At 67.2% G+C, this 20,385-nt stretch carries 15 protein-coding genes and 2 pseudogenes; 5 read left to right on the top strand and 12 right to left on the bottom strand.

Translation table 11 applies throughout. The features are described 5' to 3' along the window. Nucleotides 1-39: 39 nt before the first annotated feature. Together ACXI0U_RS10195 and ACXI0U_RS10190 are read left to right on the top strand one after the other, a co-directional pair. Nucleotides 40-177, top strand: a pseudogene (locus tag ACXI0U_RS10195) (type II toxin-antitoxin system HigB family toxin); the annotation flags it as partial. Next, nucleotides 174-546: pseudogene (locus ACXI0U_RS10190) on the top strand (helix-turn-helix domain-containing protein). The pseudogenes ACXI0U_RS10195 and ACXI0U_RS10190, both read left to right, overlap by 4 nt. Nucleotides 547-700: 154 nt before the next feature. Here the strand turns inward: ACXI0U_RS10190 and paaK are convergent. The 6 genes from paaK to paaF form a co-directional block, all read right to left on the bottom strand. Continuing rightward, nucleotides 701-2,014, bottom strand: coding sequence for a phenylacetate--CoA ligase PaaK (paaK, locus tag ACXI0U_RS10185; RefSeq protein WP_184489018.1), 1,314 nt, complete (start codon nt 2,012-2,014; stop codon nt 701-703). A 90-nt stretch (nt 2,015-2,104) separates the two neighbouring features. Then, on the bottom strand, nt 2,105-3,310 hold the full coding sequence (gene pcaF, locus ACXI0U_RS10180; RefSeq protein WP_021217230.1) for a 3-oxoadipyl-CoA thiolase: 1,206 nt from the start codon (nt 3,308-3,310) through the stop codon (nt 2,105-2,107). After that, nucleotides 3,303-3,752, bottom strand: a complete 450-nt coding sequence (gene paaI / locus ACXI0U_RS10175; protein ID WP_431484354.1) for a hydroxyphenylacetyl-CoA thioesterase PaaI — start codon at nt 3,750-3,752, stop codon at nt 3,303-3,305. Before paaI ends, pcaF begins: the two co-directional genes overlap by 8 nt. Next, nucleotides 3,739-5,262, bottom strand: coding sequence for a 3-hydroxyacyl-CoA dehydrogenase PaaH (gene paaH / locus ACXI0U_RS10170; RefSeq protein WP_431484355.1), 1,524 nt, complete (start codon nt 5,260-5,262; stop codon nt 3,739-3,741). Before paaH ends, paaI begins: the two co-directional genes overlap by 14 nt. Nucleotides 5,263-5,266: 4 nt before the next feature. Then, nucleotides 5,267-6,058 (bottom strand): 2-(1,2-epoxy-1,2-dihydrophenyl)acetyl-CoA isomerase PaaG, encoded by a 792-nt coding sequence (gene paaG, locus ACXI0U_RS10165; protein ID WP_431484356.1) that lies wholly within the window; start codon nt 6,056-6,058, stop codon nt 5,267-5,269. A gap of 37 nt (nt 6,059-6,095) precedes the next feature. Beyond that, nucleotides 6,096-6,869: a 2,3-dehydroadipyl-CoA hydratase PaaF gene (gene paaF, locus ACXI0U_RS10160; RefSeq protein WP_431484357.1), complete on the bottom strand. Its 774-nt coding sequence runs from the start codon at nt 6,867-6,869 to the stop codon at nt 6,096-6,098. Between the two features lie 420 nt (nt 6,870-7,289). Here paaF and paaY point away from each other — a divergent pair, with 420 nt between their 5' ends. The 3 genes from paaY (at nt 7,290) to feaR (ending at nt 9,948) form a co-directional block, all read left to right on the top strand. Next, a complete protein-coding gene (gene paaY, locus ACXI0U_RS10155; RefSeq protein WP_043247186.1) occupies nt 7,290-7,886 on the top strand; it encodes a phenylacetic acid degradation protein PaaY in 597 nt (198 codons plus the stop codon). A gap of 67 nt (nt 7,887-7,953) precedes the next feature. Continuing rightward, a complete protein-coding gene (gene paaX / locus ACXI0U_RS10150) occupies nt 7,954-8,877 on the top strand; it encodes a phenylacetic acid degradation operon negative regulatory protein PaaX (RefSeq protein ID WP_316925334.1) in 924 nt (307 codons plus the stop codon). 156 nt (nt 8,878-9,033) lie between these two features. After that, nucleotides 9,034-9,948: a transcriptional regulator FeaR gene (feaR, locus tag ACXI0U_RS10145; RefSeq protein ID WP_031286962.1), complete on the top strand. Its 915-nt coding sequence runs from the start codon at nt 9,034-9,036 to the stop codon at nt 9,946-9,948. Nucleotides 9,949-10,863: 915 nt separating this feature from the next. On the opposite strand, the gene ACXI0U_RS10140 is transcribed toward feaR, so the two are convergent. The 6 genes from ACXI0U_RS10140 to ACXI0U_RS10115 all read right to left on the bottom strand — a co-directional run bounded on the left by ACXI0U_RS10140 (nt 10,864) and on the right by ACXI0U_RS10115 (nt 20,159). After that, nucleotides 10,864-11,418 (bottom strand): hypothetical protein, encoded by a 555-nt coding sequence (locus tag ACXI0U_RS10140; RefSeq protein WP_263401865.1) that lies wholly within the window; start codon nt 11,416-11,418, stop codon nt 10,864-10,866. 702 nt (nt 11,419-12,120) lie between these two features. Then, nucleotides 12,121-13,236 (bottom strand): glycine cleavage system aminomethyltransferase GcvT, encoded by a 1,116-nt coding sequence (gene gcvT / locus ACXI0U_RS10135; protein ID WP_431484358.1) that lies wholly within the window; start codon nt 13,234-13,236, stop codon nt 12,121-12,123. Between the two features lie 100 nt (nt 13,237-13,336). Then, nucleotides 13,337-14,713, bottom strand: coding sequence for an L-serine ammonia-lyase (locus ACXI0U_RS10130; protein ID WP_431484359.1), 1,377 nt, complete (start codon nt 14,711-14,713; stop codon nt 13,337-13,339). 153 nt (nt 14,714-14,866) lie between these two features. Continuing rightward, nucleotides 14,867-17,731 (bottom strand): aminomethyl-transferring glycine dehydrogenase, encoded by a 2,865-nt coding sequence (gene gcvP, locus ACXI0U_RS10125; RefSeq protein ID WP_431484360.1) that lies wholly within the window; start codon nt 17,729-17,731, stop codon nt 14,867-14,869. Between the two features lie 11 nt (nt 17,732-17,742). Continuing rightward, the gene (gcvH, locus tag ACXI0U_RS10120) at nt 17,743-18,117 is read right to left on the bottom strand and encodes a glycine cleavage system protein GcvH (RefSeq protein WP_431484361.1); all 375 of its coding nucleotides are present in this window, start codon (nt 18,115-18,117) and stop codon (nt 17,743-17,745) included. 521 nt (nt 18,118-18,638) lie between these two features. Then, nucleotides 18,639-20,159, bottom strand: a complete 1,521-nt coding sequence (locus ACXI0U_RS10115) for a sigma-54-dependent transcriptional regulator (RefSeq protein WP_043246906.1) — start codon at nt 20,157-20,159, stop codon at nt 18,639-18,641. Nucleotides 20,160-20,385 lie beyond the last annotated feature (226 nt).

The following is a 20,385-nucleotide window of genomic DNA, read 5'->3' as shown; positions in this document are numbered from 1 at the left end:
TGTTCCGACGAGCGGCGCGGTGGCTGCAGGTTGTGAGGCAGTATCAAGGGCAATGACTATCGGCTGGTGGTGGCGGTTGCCTACCGCTTCGGTGCGCTCTATATCAAGTTCGTCGGTACTCACAGGGAGTACGACGCCATCGATGCCAACACTGTGGAGATGGACCCGGGACTATGAACATCCGCCCCGATTCGCACTGACGATGACTACCGCGCAGCGCTCGAGCTGGTGGCGCCGCTGTTCGAGAACGAGCCTGAGCCGGACACGCCCGAAGGCGACTTCTTCGAGGTGATGCTCACCTTGATAGAGGCGTACGAGGCGCGTCACTTCCCGGTCGACCTGCCCGGGCCGGTGGAGGCCATCAAGTTCCGCATGGAGCAGTCGGGGTTGACCGTGGCCGACCTGGTGCCCGCCATCGGGCGCCCGAACCGGGTCTACGAAGTGCTCAATGGCAAGCGCTCCCTCACCTTGCCGATGATCTGGAAGCTGCACGAGATGTTCGGTATCCCTGCGGAGAGCCTGATCAAGCCACCGACCCACGCCTGACCGATAGCAGCATGAAAAAGCCCCGCCTGTGCGGGGCTTTTCATTTGCGGCGGCTTACGCCTTGGCGCGGTTTTCGTAGGCGTGTCGGGTCCAGTCCACGGAGTGGCCTCCGTAGGATGGGTAGAGCTGTGCGAAACCCATGCGGTGGTGCGGCTCACGCCTTGGCGCGGTTGTCGTAGACGTGGCAGGCCTTGCCCTCGGAGCGCTTCAGGGAGTACGCCGGGCGCAGCACGATGCGCGAGCTGATGCCGATGTAGGTCTTGATGTGGCGGCCCAGCTCGCTGCACAGCGCCAGTTCCTGGGTTTCGTCCAGGGGCTCCAGGCCGTGGCGGGGTTCGACGTGGACTTCCATGCTGTCGAGGTTGCCGTTGCGCGAGAGGTGGATCTCGTAGGTTTCGGCCAGCTGGCGGACCTTGAGCACCTGCTCCTCGATCTGCGTGGGGAAGACGTTGACGCCCCGGATGATCAGCATGTCGTCGCTGCGCCCGGTGATCTTGTCGATGCGCCGCATGGGCCGCGCGGTGCCCGGCAGCAGGCGGGTGAGGTCGCGGGTGCGGTAGCGGATCATCGGCAGCGCCTCCTTGGACAGGGAGGTGAACACCAGCTCGCCCATCTGCCCGTCCGGCAGCACCTGGCCGGTCACCGGGTCGATGATCTCGGGGTAGAAGTGGTCTTCCCAGATGGTCGGGCCGTCCTTGGTTTCGGCGCATTCCATGGCCACGCCCGGGCCCATGATTTCCGAGAGGCCGTAGATGTCCAGGGCGGTGATGCCCAGGCGCTCCTCGATGGCGCGGCGCAGCTCGGCGGTCCAGGGTTCGGCGCCGAAGATGCCCAGGCGCAGGGCCAGCTTGTGCGGGTCCAGGCCCTGGCGCTCGATCTCGTCGGCCAGGTTCAGCATGTAGGAGGGGGTGACCATGATGATGTCCGGCTGGAAGTCGCGGATCAGCTGGACCTGCTTCTCGGTCTGGCCACCGGACATGGGGATCACGGTGCAGCCCAGGCGCTCGGCGCCGTAGTGCGCGCCGAGGCCGCCGGTGAACAGGCCGTAGCCGTAGGAGACGTGCACCTTGTCGCCCTTGCGGCCACCGGCGGCGCGGATCGAGCGCGCCACCACGTTGGCCCAGGTGTCGATGTCGTTCTGGGTGTAGCCGACCACGGTGGGCTTGCCGGTGGTGCCGCTGGAGGCGTGGATGCGCACCACCTCTTCCTGGGGCACGGCGAACATGCCGTAGGGGTAGTTGTCGCGCAGGTCGGACTTGCCGGTGAAGGGGAAACGGGCGAGGTCGTCGTGGCTTTTCAGGTCTTCGGGGTGCACGCCCAGTTCGTCGAAGCGCTGGCGGTACAGCGGCACGTTGCGGTAGGCGTGGTCGAGGCTCCAGCGCAGGCGCTCCAGCTGGTGCTGGCGGAGCTGGTCGACGCTGGCGGTTTCCATCGGGTCGAGCAAGGCGGCATTGGCGATCATGTTCATTTCATCACTCGTATTGTTCTTGTGCGTGGCGCTGGGCGCCTGAGTGCAGGAAGGCAGGATACTCCCGGCCTTCCCGGTCCGGTGTGGCGGTTACAGTTTTTCGATGATCAGGGCGATGCCCTGGCCGACGCCGATGCACATGGTGCAGAGGGCGTAGCGGCCGGCGCGGGCTTCCAGTTCGTGCAGCGCGGTGGTGACCAGGCGCGCGCCGCTCATGCCCAGCGGGTGGCCCAGGGCGATGGCGCCGCCATTGGGGTTGACCCGCGGGTCGTCGTCGGCCAGCTCCAGCTCGCGGAGCACGGCCAGGCCCTGGGCGGCGAAGGCCTCGTTGAGTTCGATCACGTCCATGTCGGCGAGCGACAGGCCGGCGAGCGCCAGCACCTTGCGCGTGGCCGGCACCGGGCCGATGCCCATGATGCGCGGCTCGACGCCGGCGCAGGCCATGGCGACCACGCGGGCGCGAGGTTTCAGGCCGAAGCGGCGGGCGGCATCGGTGCTGGCCAGCAGCAGGGCGCAGGCGCCGTCGTTGACCCCGGAGGCGTTGCCGGCGGTGACGCTGCCGCCCTCGCGGAAGGGCGTGCCGAGGCGCGCCAGCTGCTCCAGGGTGGTGTCGCCGCGCGGGTGCTCGTCCTGTTCGACCCACTTCGACGGCCCCTTGCGCTGGGCAATCTCCACCGGAACGATTTCCTTCGCCAGGCGGCCATTGGCCTGGGCGGCGACGGCCTTGAGCTGGCTGCGCAGGGCGAAGGCGTCCTGGTCGGCGCGGCTGATGCCGAACTGCTCGGCGACGTTCTCCGCCGTCTCGGGCATGGAGTCGATGCCGTACTGGCGCTTCATCAGACCGTTGACGAAGCGCCAGCCGATGGTGGTGTCGAACAGTTCCGCGCTGCGGCCGAAGGCCTGCTCGGACTTGCCCATCACGAAGGGCGCGCGGGACATGGATTCCACGCCGCCGGCCAGCATCAGCCCGGCCTCGCCGCAGCGCAGGGCGCGGGCGGCGCTGCCGATGGCGTCCAGCCCCGAGCCGCACAGGCGGTTTAGGGTGGTGCCGGGCACGGTGACCGGCAGGCCGGCGAGCAGGGCGGCCATGCGCGCGACGTTGCGGTTGTCTTCGCCGGCCTGGTTGGCGCAGCCGTAGATCACGTCGTCGATGGCGCCCCAGTCCAGCTCGGGGTGACGCTGCATCAGGGCGCGGATCGGCACCGCGCCGAGGTCGTCGGCGCGAACGGAGGACAGGGCGCCGGCGTAGCGCCCGATGGGCGTGCGCACGGCGTCGATGATCAGGGCGTCATTCATGCTGGGATTCCTCGTCGAGCAGGGTGCCGCGCACCTTGTAGGACTTGCCGTGGAACAGGGCGATCAGCTGCCCGTTCTGGTTCTCGATGCGTACGTCGTAGTTGCCGGTGCGGCCGCTGCGGCTCTGTTCGGTGGCCTGGGCGGTGAGGGTGTCCCCCAGGTGCGCCGGCGCCACGTAGTCGATGCTGCAGCCGATGGCCACGGTGACTTCGTTGTAGGTGTTGCAGGCGAAGGCGAAGGCCGAGTCGGCAAGGGCGAACAGGTGGCCGCCATGGCAGGTGCCGACGCCCTGCAGCATGTCGGCGCGCACGCTCATGCCGACCCGCGCGGCGCCGGGCGCCACCGAGAGCAGGCGCATGCCCATGGCCTGGCTGGCGGCGTCGCGTTCGTACAGGGTGCTGGCGCAGGCTTCGGCCAGCGACAGGGCTTCACGGTTGGTCATGCAGCGTCCTCCCTTCGGCCACCCGACGGCGCAGGGCCAGCGAGGGGCGGTAGCGCGGCTCGCCATAGGCGGCCTGCAGGTTGTCCAGGGTGCGCAGCACTTGCGGCAGGCCGATGGCGTCGGCCCAGGCCAGCGGGCCGCGCGGGTAATTGACCCCGGCGCACATGGCCAGGTCGATGTCGGCGGCGCTGGCGACCCCGTGGAGCAGGGCGTCGGCGCCTTCGTTGGCGAGCATGGCCACGGTGCGCAGCACGGCGAGGCCGGGGACGTCGGCCAGCGGGCTGGCGGCGATGCCGGCGCGGGCGAGCAGGGCGACCGCCGCGTCGATGGCGGCCTGGGTGGTGCCTGCCGCCCAACTGATGCCGAGGCGTTCGGCGCGGCCGTAGTCGAGGGCCAGGTCCAGCAGCACCAGGTTGTCGAGGCCGTCCTCGCGGGCGCGCTGGGCGGCCAGGCGGCCGTCGCTCAGCGCCAGGGTGGCGTCGCCGACCCGCAGCAGCCCGGCGCCGCCACGGCGGGTGACCTGCACGCCGGCGTTTTCCAGGCGCTGTACCAGCGGGGCTGCGACACCGAGGTCGCCTTCGATGGTGCAGGCGTCCACGGTGGCGGTGCTGGCGAGCGTCGCCGCCTGTGGGCGCTTGGCACCTTCGGCGTAGTCGTAGAAGCCCCGGCCGCTCTTGCGCCCAAGGCGGCCGGCTTCCACCAGCTCCTTCTGGATCAGCGAGGGCTGGAAGCGGAAGTCGCCGTAATAGGCGTCGAACACCGAGCAGGTGACGGCGTAGTTGACGTCATGGCCAATCAGGTCGGTGAGTTCGAAGGCGCCCATGCGGAAGCCGCCGGCCTCGCGCAGCAAGGCGTCGAGGGTGGCGCAGTCGGCGGCGCCTTCCTGCAGCAGGCGCAGGCTTTCGGCATAGAAGGGGCGCGCTACGCGGTTGACGATGAAGCCGGGGATGGAGCGCGCGTGCACCGGCTGCTTGCCCCAGGCGCGAGCGGTTGCGAACAGGCGGGCAGCCAGGGTTGGGTCGCTGGCGAGGCCGGAAACGACTTCCACCAGCGCCATCAACGGCGCGGGGTTGAAGAAGTGCATGCCGAGCACGCGGCCCGGGTGCTGCAGGCCGGCGGCGAGGCTGGTGATGGACAGCGACGAAGTGTTGCTGGCGAGGATGCAGTCGGGGGCGCACAGGGCTTCCAGGCGCTGCAACAGTTCGCGCTTGATCTCCAGCTTTTCGACGATCGCCTCGATCACCAGGCCGGCGTCGGCCAGTTCTTCCAGCGCATCGGCCGGGCGCAGGCGGGCGAGGGTGGCGGCCTGGGCGGCGGCCTCCAGCTTGCCTTTCTCCACCAGGCGGGCGAGCTGCCGGTCGATGCCGGCGATGGCCTGGGCCGCGGCGCCGGGGCGGGTGTCGTACAGGCGCACCGGGTGCCCGGCCTGGGCGGCGACCTGGGCGATGCCGGCGCCCATGGCGCCAGCGCCGATCACGGCCACCGGGGTTTCTCTGTTCAGGGCGTGCATGGGCTCAGCGTCCTTTGAAGCTCGGGGTGCGTTTCTCCATGAAGGCGCCAACGCCTTCGCGGTAGTCCTCGCTGCGGCCGGCGAGGCGCTGCAGGTCGCGCTCCAGTTCCAACTGCTGGTCGAAGCTGTTGTCCAGGCTGGCGTTGAGGGCGCGCTTGATCAGGGCCAGGCCGTAGGTGGGCTGGGTGGCCAGGTGGCGCGCCAGCTTCAGGGCCTCGTCGCGCAGCGCGGCGTCGTCCACCACGCGGTGGATCAGCCCCCATTGCTCGGCCTGTTCGGCGGTCAGTCGGTCGCCCAGCAGGGCCAGGGCCTTGGCGCGGGCCATGCCGACCAGGCGCGGCAGGCTCCAGGTGCCGCCGGAGTCGGGCACCAGGCCGATCTTGCAGAAGGCCTGGATGAAGCTCGCGGAACGCGCCGCCAGCACCAGGTCGCAGGCCAGCGGGATGTTGGCGCCGGCACCGGCGGCCACGCCGTTGACCGCGCAGATCACCGGCAGCGGCAGGTCGCGCAGGGCGCGGATCAGCGGGTTGTAGAAGCGCTCGATGGACAGCCCCAGGTCGGGCATTTCGGCGCCCGGCACGACGTTGCGGTCGGCCAGGTCCTGCCCGGCGCAGAAGCCGCGGCCCTCGCCGGTGAGCAGCAGTACGCGCACCTCCGGGTCCTTGCGCACGCGCTTGAGGGCCTCGCGGACCTCGCCGTGCATGGCGGCGTTGAAGCTGTTGAGCTGTTCGGGACGGTTGAGGCTGAGGGTGGCGACCCCGACCTCGATGGAAAACAGGATGTGCTCGAAATTCATGGCGTGCGCTCTATGGAGTCGAGTTATGGGGGCCGGGTCAGCGGCCGGTGAATTCGGGGGTGCGTTTCTCGCGGAAGGCGGCGAGGCCTTCTTCGCGGTCACGGGTGCCGGCCAGCAGGGTGAAGGCGTGGCGCTCGAAGCGCAGGCCGCTGGCGAGGTCGGTGTCCTGCGCCTTGAGCAACGCCTCCTTGGCCAGGCGCAGCGCCAGGGGCGCCTTGCCGGCGATGACGCGGGCGATGGCCAGGGCGCGTTCGACGGTGAATTCCGGCTGGGTCACTTCGCTGACCAGGCCGGCGCGCAGGGCGTGGCGGGCATCGATGGCCTCGCCGCTGAGCACCATCTGCATGGCCAGGGACTTGCCCACGGCGCGCAGTAGGCGCTGGGTGCCACCGGCGCCGGGCATGATGCCGAGGTTGATTTCCGGTTGGCCGAAGCGGGCGTCCTCGCCGGCGATGAGGATGTCGGCGTGCATGGCCAGTTCGCAGCCGCCGCCGAGGGCGAAGCCGTTGACTGCGGCGATCAGGGGTTTGGGGAAACGGGTGATGCGCTGCCAGTGGGCCTGGCGCGGGTCGTCGAGGATGCCCACCAGGTCGCGCTCGGCCATCTCGTTGAGGTCGGCGCCGGCGGCGAAGGCCTTGCGGCTGCCGGTGATCACCACCACGCGGGTCTGCGGGTCGTGTTCCGCATCGTCCAGTTCCTGGGCCAGTTCGCCCAGCAGCCGGGTGTTCAGGGCGTTGAGCGCCTCCGGGCGCTGCAGGGTGATCAGGCGCACGCCCCGGTCAGGGGGCAGGACGGCAAGAGTCTCGGGCATGGAACGGGCCCTCAGGGTGCACGCACGGCATCTGGGCCGGGCTTTGTTGTTGGATTGCCAGGCGTTCGTCCGTTGGGCGGGCTGGCGTTTTTCCGGAGTATACGCATGAAGCGATACAAAACAATAAGTATTGAATCGTATTTATGTGTCTCTAATGGAGTGGCTTTCCATGCTTCGATGGGTATCCGGGTGCTGGCCTGCTGCCTTTTCCTGGGAGGTTTATCCAGTATTTATGCGGGTTTCGCGAGGCGGGCGTGGGCCTCGCACCAACCGATACGCGATTGCCTGCTTTATCCGATAAAAATGATGTGATACAAGTTGCGTCATCCGTCGCATCGCTTTTCGTTGCGGCATCGCCCTGCGAGGACCGACCATGAGCCGCCTGTTCCCTCTACAGCCCGTCGCGCGGGGTGTCGCGCCATGACCTGCTACAGCCTCGACGGCCTGGTTCCGGTGGTGGACCCGAGCGCCTACGTGCACCCTTCGGCGGTGCTGATCGGCGACGTGATCATCGGCCCCAACTGTTATGTGGGCCCGCTGGCCAGCCTGCGTGGCGACTTCGGGCGGATCGTCCTGGAGGAGGGCGCCAACATCCAGGACACCTGCGTGATGCACGGCTTCCCGGAAAGCGACACGGTGGTGGAGCGCAACGGCCATATCGGCCATGGCGCGGTGCTGCACGGTTGCCGCATCGGCGAGGACGCCCTGGTGGGAATGAATGCCGTGGTGATGGATGGCGCGCAGATCGGCGCCCGTTCGTTCGTTTCCGCCGCTGCCTTCGTCAAGGCGCGCTTCGAGTGCCCGGAGCAGTCCCTGGTCATGGGCGCGCCGGCGCAGGTGAAGCGTCGCCTCAGCGACGAGGAGGTGGCCTGGAAGCAGCGCGGCACCCAGGAGTACCAGGCGCTGGCGCGGCGCTGCATGGCGAGCATGGTGGCCTGCGAGCCATTGGCGGCGGTGGAGGCCGATCGCCCGCGCAACCGCGTCGACGGCCTGCGTCCGAAGGGGGAGTCGGCATGAGTGCGACTGTGGTCAGCGCGCCGATGCGGCGGGTATATTCGGCAACTTTCCAGCGCCCGGTTCGCCCATGACGTCCCTCGCTCCCCTGCAGCACCTCATCACCCGCTTCCAGGAGCAGACGCCGCTGCGCGCCAGCTCGCTGATCATCACCCTCTATGGCGATGCCATCGAACCCCACGGCGGCACCGTGTGGCTGGGCAGCCTGATCCAGCTGCTGGAACCCATTGGCGTCAACGAGCGGCTGATCCGCACCTCGATCTTCCGCTTGACCAAGGAAGGCTGGCTCACCGCCGAGAAGGTCGGCCGGCGCAGCTACTACAGCCTCACCGGCACCGGGCGGCGGCGTTTCGAGAAGGCCTTCAAGCGCGTGTACAGCTCCAGCCTGCCGGCCTGGGACGGCTCCTGGTGCCTGGTGATGCTCTCGCAGCTGCCCCAGGAAAAGCGCAAACAGGTGCGCGAGGAGCTGGAGTGGCAAGGTTTTGGTGCGGTTTCTCCCATCGTGCTGGCCTGCCCGCGCTGCGACCGCATGGACGTGAACGCCACCCTGCAGGACCTCGACGCCCTGGAGGAAACCATCGTCTTCGAGACCACCGCCCAGGACGTCCTGGCGTCCAGGGCCCTGCGCATGCAGGTTCGCGAGAGCTGGAACATCGACGAGCTGGCGACCCACTACAGCGAATTCATCCAGCTGTTCCGCCCGCTCTGGCAGGCGCTGCGGGAACAGGAAGCGCTGCAGCCGCAGGACTGCTTCCTGGCACGAACCCTGCTCATACACGAGTACCGCAAATTGCTGCTGCGCGACCCGCAGCTGCCCGACGAGCTGCTGCCGGGCGACTGGGAAGGCCGCGCGGCGCGCCAGCTGTGCCGCAACATCTATCGCCTGGTGCATGCCAAGGCCGAGGAATGGCTCAATGGCGCCCTGGAAACCGCCGACGGCCCGCTGCCGGATGTCGGCGAAAGTTTCTATCGGCGGTTCGGCGGGCTTAAATAGGGCTCCTGTCTCGAAATGCCCTGGAGGGCGAAGTGCTTGGCGTGATCCGCCGGGCCGCACCGCAGGTTGCGGGATGGCACGGAGGAAGAATGAACGAAGGTCGCCTCGATGCGGCCTTGAATAACAATAAGAAAGCTAGCCAGAGGCTCCATGGCCATGACTGCACGTGCACTGAGAACCGACCGCTTCGACGAATGGTTGCAGCGGATCAACCAGGTTTGCGGGCGCTTCTGCGCCAAGACCCTCGGGGAGGAATTCTCCGGGGCGGTCCGCGAATACAAATCCGGCGCGATCAAGCTCAGCTTCGTCGACGTCGCCCAGGCCCGGCTCTACCGTACCGAGCATGAGGTGGCGCAGAGCGACAGCCGACACTTCTTCGCCGCCTTCCAGCTGCAGGGCGAGTCGAACATGGAGCAGGGCGGCAACCGCGTGCGCCTGGCCCCTGGCGACATCACCCTGATCGACTCCTCGCTGCCCAGCGACTTCACCTACGGCGCCAACTCCCGGCAGCTGTCGCTGATCCTGCCGCGCCACCTGGTGGAGCAGAACCTGCGCTACGGCAGTGTGCGCTGCGCGCAGAAGATCGCCGCCACCTCGCCCATCGCGCTGCTCACCCATCGGCTGATCCTCGAGGCCAGCCAGCACGAGTGCCTCAGCCAGCACGAGAGCGAGGCGACCCTGGAGGCGGTGGTCAGCCTGCTGCGCCCGGCCATCAGTGCCGCCGAAGGGGATGCCGATCCCCATGAGCGGGCGTTCCGCAAGACCCTGGACTTCATCGATGCGCACATCCGCTCCGAGGAGCTCTGCCCCGAGCTGCTGGCTCGCGAGGTGGGGGTTTCGGTGCGCGGCCTGTACCGCATGTTCTCGCGCAAGGGGCTGGTGGTGGCGCAGTACATCAAGAACCGCCGGCTGGATTTCTGCGCCGAGTCCCTGCGCCTGGGCGCCGCCGAGCACAAGCTCTCGGCCCTCGGCTACTCCTGGGGCTTCTCGGATTCCAGCTACTTCTCCACGGCCTTCAAGGCGCGCTTCGGCGTCTCTCCCGGCGAGTACCGCAAGCGCTACCAGCACTGATTGGCCTGTAGGCGCGACGCTGTAGGGGCGAATTCATTCGCCCAGGCAGCGCGCAGCGCTGCCACATGGCCCCAATCCGCTCCGTGTCGCCTGTCGGGATCGCGATTGCGCACGTTGGGGTGTGGGTGCGACGGGTATGGAGAGGGTGCGGGGGCGGGTGCCGCGAAGAGAGCGGGTGCGGGCGGGGGCACGACGGGCAACTGCGTTGCCCTTGGGCGAATGAATTCGCCCCTACGGGTGTTCCCGGGTGGGTTGGTGTCGGGTTCCTTCGCGAATGAATTCGCTCTGTCTGCGTTAGCTGTTGTGGTTTTAATGCAGGCGCTCAAACACGGTACTTTCCGGGCGCTTGAGGGTTTGTGCCACCGCCACCGCATGGGTTTCGCTTCGCTCTACACCATCCTACGAAAGCCTGTGCGCACCTGTGGTGATGCGCTGGACGAAGAAAGGTGGAGCAGCCGCCAACGCCCCTCCAGGAGGCCGAACGCAGTCGTTGCGCCGGGGGACGAGCGGCATGGATGCCGCGAGAGGCGCGCCAGGCCATGGATGGCCCATCGCGCCGGCCCCCAGACGACGCTTGCGGCGAACGCACTTCAGTGCGGCCCGAAGGGCGAGCGTAGCGAGTAACGGCGATGGAGTGAGGGAACCCCGGCGAAGCCGGGGCCGGATGATGGGGCAAGCCCTTTTGGTTTCTTTTGGGTGGTTCGGCACCCCGACGACTGCCAAAAGAGACTCGCCCGGGGGGGGGGGCGAAACAGAAACATCACCAGAGCTCGGCAATCAGCTGGGCTCAATTCTTCTAGCAACACTTAACGCAGACAGAGCCAATGAATTCGCCCCTACAAAAAGCCGGCATTTTCCGCACAAATGAAAACGGCAGCGCCAAGGCGCTGCCGTTGGGTGACCGTGCTTAGCGGATCACATGTTGTATTTGCTGTGGAACAGGGCGATCTGCTTCTCGGGCTTGGGCTCTTCCTTGGTCAGGACGTAGACCACGCGCTGACCTTGCGGGCCGCCGCCGATGTCGACGTAGCTGAAGGTGGGTTCGCCGATCTTGTACATGTCGATCATGTCGCCGTAGCGGCTGAATACGTAAATGATGCCGTCTTCGTCACGCAGCTCGCCGTAGAACGGCAGGGCCGGCGGCAGGCTCACGTCGAGGAAGCGCTGGGCGCTGGTTTTGGCTTCCTTGCCCTGGTCTTCGGCTTTGAGGATCAGGGTGATGTCGCGGTCGAAGCCGTCTTTCTTGCCGGTGGCCTTCTTCAGCGGGGCAGTGCCGTTCTCGATATAGCCGCGGTAGGTGGCGTAGTCATCGAAGACGAACAGTTCCTTCTCGGTACGGACCTGGTACCAGTCTTCGTTGTTCAGCGCCTCGACCTTGGCCGGAGCGGCCGGCGGGGTGCTGCAGGCGGAGATGGCGACGGCCAGCGCGGCCAGGGTCAGCGATTTGATCAGGTTTTTCTTGCAGGGCATTTCATGGTCCTCCCCAGGATTGGTGAGACGCGAATCTGCCCGAGTCGTGTGACGGCGAGATGACGGAGATATGCCAGAAGTATTACGGCGAGGTTTCGACGCCTGAATCGCCTGTTTTCAAGTGGATGACGGCAGAAGTTAAAGTAAATTCTAGGTTTTTCAATTTCATATGAATCAATGGGTTACGAGCGATTTGTAATCTTTAATGTGATGATTTGAGCGGCCTGCGGAGGCCCGCCTGTACCCGTTTTTGTGGGAGCGAATTCATTCGCGATGGTCGGGCACGGTGCAATTCGCGGTTGAAACCGCTCCCACAGGATCGCTCCGGTGCAAGGTCGTAGGTCGGGTGCACCCGACGCCGTTGCGCGCTGAACCACGCGGGTTTCACCCGCCCTACGCAATCCACCTCGACCCCCGCCCGTAGGAGCGAGCTCTGCTCGCGAACAACCTTGGCACCTTCCCATTGACCACCGTTGGGCCTCGCTGCGCTCGGCGCCAACCTACGGCGGTGTGGCACTGTTCGGGATTGGGTTGTGACGCCGGGCATCGCCGGTGGAGGTAAAGAGCGACCTCCACCCTACATTCCGGGATAGGCCCTGCCTTGGGTTGGAGTGCCGGAAAAAGAAAAGGCGGCGGTTTGCACCGCCGCCTTGAGGGCCCTGCTTCGGCTGGGGGAGCCTGCGGGGCATCGAGGGTGAAGCGTTAGCCGCGGTAGTAGCGCTGCGGCACGAAGGGGGTCTTGGCGACCTTCATCGCCACGCGCTTGCCGCGCACCACGGCCCAGATCTCGCTGTCGAGGGCGGCATGGGCGGCGTTGACGTAGCCCATGGCCACCGGGGCGCCCAGGGTGGGGCCGAAGCCGCCGCTGCTGACGCGGCCGATGACGGTGCCGTCGGCGTCGACGATCTCGGCGCCTTCACGCACCGGTACGCGCTCCTGGGGCAGCAGGCCGACGCGCTTGGCGGCGACGCCTTCGCGCTGCTGGGCAAAGATGCGCTCGGCGCCAGGGAAGCCGCCGGCACGCTCGCCATCGGCGCGACGTACCTTGGAGATGGCCCAGGCCAGGCTGGCGTCGATGGGGGTGGTGGCGGTGTCCATGTCGTGGCCGTAGAGGCACAGGCCGGCTTCCAGGCGCAGCGAGTCGCGGGCGCCAAGGCCGATGGCCTGGACTTCCGGTTCGGCCAGCAGGGCGCGGGCCAGGGCCTCGGCCTTGTCGGCGGGCACGGAGATTTCGTAGCCGTCTTCACCGGTGTAGCCGGAGCGGCTGACGTAGCACTCGACGCCCAGCAGGCGGGCGCTGCCGAACTGCATGAAGGTCATCTTCGCCACCTCGGGCGCCAGGCGTGCCAGCACGGTGACCGCCGTCGGGCCCTGCAGGGCGAGCAGGGCGCGTTCCTCGAACAGCGGCTCGATCTCGCAGCGGTCGCCGATCTTGGCGCGCAGGTGGGCTAGGTCCTGGTCCTTGCAGGCGGCGTTGACCACCAGGAACAGCTCGTCCGCACCTAGGCGCGCCACCATCAGGTCATCGAGGATGCCGCCGTTGGCATCGGTGAACACGGCGTAGCGCTGCAGGCCCACCGGCAGGTCGATGATGTCCACCGGCACCAGGCTCTCCAGGGCCTTGGCGGCGTCGCTGCCGCGCAGGCGGATCTGGCCCATGTGGGACACATCGAACAGCCCGGCCTGCTCACGGGTGTGCAGGTGCTCCTTCATCACGCCGAGCGGGTACTGCACCGGCATGTCGTAGCCGGCGAAGGGAACCATTTTCGCTCCGAGTTCGAGGTGGAGGCTGTGAAGCGGGGTTTTGGCGAGGGTCATGGGAATTCCTTCTGGTAGCTGGAAGCTGGGAGCCTGAAGCTGGAAGCAGGAGCCGGTGTGTTCTTCAGGCTTCCGGCTTTCGGCTTCAAGCTGCTCTTGATCAACACTCGATGATGTTCACGGCAAGACCGCCGCGAGCGGTTTCCTTGTATTTGCTCTTCATGTCGGCACCGGTCTGGCGCATGGTGCGGATGACCTTGTCCAGGGAGATGAAGTGCTGGCCGTCGCCGCGCAGGGCCATGCGGGCGGCGTTGATGGCCTTGACCGAGCCCATGGCGTTGCGCTCGATGCAGGGCACCTGCACCAGGCCGCCGACCGGGTCGCAGGTCAGCCCCAGGTTGTGTTCCATGCCGATTTCGGCGGCGTTTTCCACCTGCTGCACGGTGCCGCCCATGACTTCGCAGAGCGCACCGGCGGCCATGGAGCAGGCCACGCCGACTTCGCCCTGGCAGCCCACTTCGGCGCCGGAGATGGAGGCGTTTTCCTTGTAGAGGATGCCGATGGCGGCGGCGGTGAGCAGGAAGCGCTCCACGCCTTCGTCATTGGCACCGGGCACGAAGCGCGCGTAGTAGTGCAGCACCGCCGGGACGATGCCCGCCGCGCCGTTGGTGGGCGCGGTGACCACGCGGCCGCCGGTGGCGTTTTCCTCGTTCACCGCCAGGGCGTAGAGGTTGACCCAGTCGAGCACCGTCAGGCTGTCGCGCAGGGCGGCTTCCGGGCGCTCGCTGAGCTGGCGGAACAGCGCGGCGGCGCGGCGCTTGACCTTGAGCCCGCCGGGCATGATGCCTTCCTTGCGGCAGCCGGCCTTCACGCAGTCCTGCATCACCTGCCAGATGCGCTGCAGCCCGGCGCTGGTTTCCTCGGGGCTGCGCCAGGCCTTTTCGTTCTCGCGCATCAGCGCGCTGATGGAGAGGCCGCTGCTGGCGCAGTGGGCGAGCAGTTCCTTGCCGGTCTTGAAGGGGTGGGCGAGCGGGGTCTGGTCTTCGACGATGCGGTCGTGCCCGGCCGCTTCCTCGTCCACCACGAAGCCGCCACCCACCGAGTAGTACTCGCGGGAGCGCAGTTGCAGCCCGGCGGCGTCGAAGGCGCGGAAGATCAAGCCGTTGGGGTGGAAGGGCAAGGGCTTGCGGATCATCGCCAGGTGATCCTTCTCGACGAAGCGGATGGTCTTTTCGCCACCCAGGCGCAGTTCGCCGTTCTTGCGCATGTGCGCCAGGCGCTCGTCGATGCCGCTGGTGTCCACGGTGTCGGGTTGCTCGCCTTCGAGGCCGAGCAGCACGGCCTTGTCGCTGCCGTGGCCCTTGCCGGTGGCGCCGAGGGAGCCGTAGAGCTCCACCTTCAGGGTTTCCGTGCCCGCCAGCAGGCCTTCGCGACGCAAGCCGTCGACGAAGCGTGCGGCTGCCCGCATGGGGCCGACCGTGTGGGAGCTGGAGGGGCCGATACCGATCTTGAACAGGTCGAAGACGCTGAGGGACATGGTGTCGCTCCTGAGCCTGGATCGCGCTCGTTGTTATTTGGTCAGCGTAGACACTGGGAGGGAGCGGGCCTCGCGGCCCGACCGTTGAAGCGCAAGGCGATGCGTGGGGGCGAGTTCATCCACGAATGAACCCGCCCCACGATCACGTGCCGATCAGGCGTCCTGGTACGCCTCGATGGACGGGCAGGCACAGACCAGGTTGCGGTCGCCGAAGACGTTGTCGACGCGGCCCACCGGCGGCCAGTACTTGCCTTCCACCAGGCTGGCGGTCGGGTACACGGCCTGTTCGCGGCTGTAGGGGTGGGTCCACTCGCCGACCAGCTCCGCCGCGGTGTGCGGGGCGTTCTTCAGCGGGTTGTCGTTGGCGTCCAGGGCACCGGTTTCCACCGCGCGGATCTCGTTGCGGATGCGGATCATGGCGTCGCAGAAGCGGTCCAGCTCTTCCTTGGATTCGCTCTCGGTCGGCTCGATCATCAGCGTGCCGGCCACCGGGAAGGACATGGTCGGGGCGTGGAAGCCGAAGTCGATCAGGCGCTTGGCCACGTCGTCGACGCTGATGCCGCTGCTGTCCTTGAGGGGGCGCAGGTCGAGGATGCACTCGTGGGCCACCAGGCCGTTGGTGCCGGTGTAGAGCACCGGGTAGTGCTCTTCCAGGCGGCGGGCGATGTAGTTGGCGTTGAGGATCGCCAACTGCGAGGCGCGACGCAGGCCGGCGCCGCCCATCATGCGGATGTACATCCAGGTGATGGGCAGGATGCTGGCGCTGCCGAAGGGCGCGGCGCTCACCGCGCCTTCCTTGCGCTCCATGTGGCCGTGGCCGGGCAGGAAGGGCGCCAGGTGCGACTTGACGCCGATCGGGCCGACGCCCGGGCCGCCACCGCCGTGGGGGATGCAGAAGGTCTTGTGCAGGTTCAGGTGGGACACGTCGCCGCCGAACTGGCCCGGGGCGCAGAGGCCGACCATGGCGTTCATGTTGGCGCCGTCGATGTACACCTGGCCGCCGTTGGCGTGGATGATCTCGCAGATTTCGCGGATGCCTTCCTCGAACACGCCGTGGGTGGAGGGGTAGGTGATCATGATCGCGGCGAGGCGGTCGCGGTGCTCTTCGGCCTTGGCCTTGAGGTCGGCGATGTCGACGTTGCCGCGGGCGTCGCAGGCGGTCACCACCACGCGCATGCCGGCCATGTTGGCGGTGGCCGGGTTGGTACCGTGGGCCGATTGCGGGATCAGGCAGATGTCGCGCTGGTCGTCGCCGCGGCTCAGGTGGTAGGCGCGGATGGCCAGCAGCCCGGCGTATTCACCCTGGGAGCCGGCGTTGGGCTGCAGCGACACGGCGTCGTAGCCGGTGGCGGCGCAGAGCATGGCTTCCAGCTCGGTGGTCAGCTGCTGGTAGCCCTGGGACTGCTCGGCCGGGGCGAAGGGGTGCAGGTTGCCGAACTCGGCCCAGGTGACCGGAATCATCTCGCTGGCGGCGTTCAGTTTCATGGTGCAGGAGCCCAGCGGGATCATGCTGCGGTCCAGCGCCAGGTCCTTGTCGGCCAGCTTGCGCATGTAGCGCATCAGCTCGGTTTCCGAGTGGTAGCGGTTGAATACCGGGTGGGCGAGGATCGCCGACTCGCGCAGCAGCGCGGTGGGCAGGCGGCTGGGGATGGTGGCGGCCAGCTCGGCGAAGGCGGGCAGGGCCTGGCCATCGGCGAACAGGGTCCACAGCGCTTCGATGCTGGCCTGGGTGGTGGTCTCGTCGAAGGACAGGCCCAGGCGCTGGTCATCGACCACTCGCAGGTTGATGCGTTGCTCGCGGGCCTTGGCGTGCAGCTCGGCGGTGCGGGCGCCGGTGGCCAAGGTCAGGGTGTCGAAGAAGCTCTGCTGCTCGACGGTGACGCCCAGCTTGGCCAGGCCCTGGGCGAGGATGGCGGTGAGCTGGTGCACGCGCTTGGCGATGCGGGTCAGCCCCTGCGGGCCGTGGTAGATGGCGTACATGCTGGCGATGTTGGCCAGCAGCACCTGGGCGGTGCAGATGTTGCTGGTGGCCTTCTCGCGGCGGATATGCTGCTCGCGGGTCTGCATGGCCAGGCGCAGGGCCGGCTTGCCGTGGCGGTCGATGGATACGCCGACCAGGCGGCCCGGCATGTCGCGCTTGAAGGCGTCGCGGGTGGCGAAGTAGGCCGCGTGCGGGCCACCGAAGCCCAGGGGCACGCCGAAGCGCTGGGCGCTGCCCAGGGCGACGTCGGCACCGAACTCGCCCGGCGCCTTGAGCAGGGTCAGGGCCAGCAGGTCGGCGGCCACGGCCACCAGGGCGCCCACGGCGTGGAAGCGCTCCACCAGCTCGGCGTTGTCGAACAGGTCGCCATTGCTGGCCGGGTATTGCAGCAGCGCGCCGAAGTAGGGCGCGGCGTCGGTCAGCTCGCGCTCGTCACCTACGACCACTTCGATGCCCAGGGGCTCGGCACGGGTGCGCAGCACGTCGAGGGTCTGCGGGTGGCAGTGGCGGGAGGCGAAGAAGGCGTTGCTGGCCTTGTTCTTCGACAGGCGCTTGCAGAAGGTCATGGCCTCGGCGGCGGCGGTGCCTTCGTCCAGCAGGGAGGCGTTGGAGATCGGCAGGCCAGTGAGGTCGCTGATCAGGGTCTGGAAGTTGAGCAGCGATTCCAGGCGGCCCTGGGAGATTTCCGGCTGGTACGGGGTGTAGGCGGTGTACCAGGCGGGGTTTTCCAGCAGGTTGCGCAGGATGGGCGAGGGCGTGTGGGTGCCGTAGTAGCCCTGGCCGATGTAGTTGGTGAACAGCTGGTTCTTGCCAGCGATGGCCTTGATCGCGGCGAGGGCGTCGGCCTCGCTCTGGCCCGGGCCCATGTCGAGCACGCTGGTGCCCTTGATGCTGTCGGGGATGACGCTGGCGCTGAGGGATTCCAGGTCGGCGTGGCCGAGCAGGTCGAGCATGGCCTGGATGTCGGTCTCGCGCGGGCCGATATGGCGGGCGATGAACTCGTTGGCGGTGCCGAGGGCGTTGGTCTGGGTGGGCATGGTCAGGCTCCTCAGGCGTTCTTGATCAGGGCGTCGTACGCGGCGCGGTCCATCAGGTCGGCCAGCACGGCGTTGTCGGCCAGGCGCATGCGGAAGAACCAGCCCTTGCCGAGCGGGTCTTCGTTGACCAGTTCGGGGCTGTCGTTGAGCGCTTCGTTGATCTCGAGTACGTCGCCGTCCAGCGGCATGACGATGTTGCTGGCGGCCTTCACCGACTCCAGTACCGCCACTTCTGCGCCTTGCTCATAGGCCTGGAGCTCCGGGAGCTGCACGAAGACCACGTCACCCAGCGCCTCCTGGGCGTACTCGGTGATGCCCACGGTCACCTGGCCATCGGCCTCCAGGCGCAGCCATTCGTGTTCGGCGGTAAAACGCAACTCGCTCATTCGGAACTCCTCGGTGCTGTGGCCCGGTTCTTTGCCAGGCGCTCTATGGACCCCCGCACGGGGCGTCGCCCCGTGCTGTCTGGTCGGCTTCATAGCAAGGGCGGTGCCAGGATTCTTTCACCCAGTGAAAACAAGGGGTTGGGTGCTATTCGAGAAGTCTTTCGCGAAGAAGGCTGTAGCGAAAACGCTACAGAAGATAGGGTTTTTCCAAGGGGGGCGCGGGGAGTGGCAGAAACGGCGGGGTGCGTGGCGGGTTGTTACGGAGTCGTTACGCTGTAGCGAAATCGATACGGATTAGATTGATTTATAAATTAATTATTTATAAATCAATCTATTGGGTTGTTTTTATAGAAATTATATGAGGTTAGGCGCCGTAGGATGGCGTAGAGCGAAGCGAAACCCATGCTGTGCTGCAGCACATTCTCGATGGGTTTCGCGTTGCTCTACCCATCCTACGTGGTGGTTTTCAAATAAATAATCAATAAAAACAGATAGATACTGTTAGTTGTTGAAGTGCTATATCAGCTTTTGCCGGGTATCCCGTACTTGCGCAAACGGTGGGCGATGGCGGTGTGGGAGGTCTGCAGGCGGGCGGCCAGCTGGCGGGTGGAGGGGTAGCTGGTGAAGAGTTTTTCCAGCAGTGCGCGCTCGAAGTTCTCCACGGCTTCTTCCAGGCTGTTCACCTCGCCGTCGTTCTGCCGCGCCACGGCGGTGCCGGCGATGTCCAGGTCACCGATTTCCACCAGGCTGCTTTCGCAGATGGCGGCGGCGCGGAAGATCACGTTCTGCAACTGGCGCACGTTGCCCGGCCAGCGGTTGCCCAGCAGCGCCGGGTAGGTGCCCGGGGCCAGGCGGCACGGCGGGCGCTGGATCTGGGTGCAGGCCTGCTGCATGAAGAAGCGCGCCAGCATGAGGATGTCCTGGTCGCGGTCGCGCAGCGGCGGTACTTCCAGATTGAGCACGTTGAGGCGGTAGAACAGATCTTCGCGGAAGGTGCCTTCGGCCACCATCTTTTCCAGGTTGCGGTGGGTGGCGCTGAGGATGCGCACGTCCACCTTCACCTCGCGGTCGCCACCCACCCGGCGGAAGCAGCCGTCGCTGAGGAAGCGCAGCAGCTTGGCCTGCAGGTAGGGCGACATCTCGCCGATCTCGTCGAGGAACACCGTGCCCTGGTTGGCCAGCTCCAGCAGGCCCGGCTTGCCGCCGCGCTGGGCGCCGGTGAAGGCGCCGGGTGCGTAGCCGAACAGCTCGCTTTCGGCGAGGTTCTCCGGCAATGCCGCGCAGTTCAGTGCCAGGAACGGCTGGTTATGCCGCGCGCTGACTGCATGGCAGGCCCGTGCCACCAGTTCCTTGCCGGTGCCGGTCTCGCCATTGATCATCAGCGGCGCATCCAGGGCCGCCACGCGCAGGGCGCGGGCCTTGAGGGTGCGAATGGGCTGGGAGTCACCCAGCAGCGCATCGAAGCCTTCGGCATGGTCATGGTGCAGGGCCGAGAGGCGCTCGCCGATGCGGTTGGGCAGGTAAAGGGTGAGCAGGGCGCCGGCCAGGTGCTCGCCCTCGGTGATGGGCACGGCATCGAGCATCAGCGCCTGGCCCTTGAGGGTCACCTCGCGCAGCGGCAGGCGGAAGCCCTGTTCGCGCAGCACGTTGTGCAGGCTGTCGTCGGCGAACAGCTGGGCCAGGGTCGCGCCCTCCAGCTCGCCGCCATGCAGGGCCAGCAGCGCAGGGTTGGCCAGCAGCACGCGGCCGTCCTGGTCCACCGCCAGCACCGGGTCGGTCATCGCCGCCAGCAGGGCGTCCAGCTGCAGGCGGTGGCGCTGGCCGGGGAGGATGTCCACCACCGTCACCTCGCGCACGCCTTCCACCTTGTGCAGCGCACCGCGCAGCTCGTCCAGCACCTCGGCGCTGAGGGTCGGCGCATCGATGTAGACGTTCGGCGGGACCATCTCCACCGCATCCAGGTTGAGGTTGCGCCCGCCGAGCAGGGCGAGGACTTCCTGGGTGATGCCGACGCGATCGATGAAGGTGACGTGAATGCGCATGGAAAGCGGAGCCGCTGGATGAAAGCCGCAGATTATGCCCGCTCCGGGCACCGCCGGGCCATGGCTTGTGCCGCGTGATGGAACCCGGCACCGCGCTGGCCTTGTGCCAGAGCGCCACGGCAGCAGTGGCCCCTTGCGAAAGTTCGAACTTTTGCCCGCGCAGGGGGTTCGGAACTAGCACACCACTTCCGCAACCCGGCGCGGCCCCAGCCGGCCTCCATGCGCC

Source organism: Pseudomonas sp. C9D1, from assembly GCF_056491235.1.
Note: the sequence above shows the minus strand (reverse complement) of the source record. Positions and strands in the feature narration are given on the sequence as shown.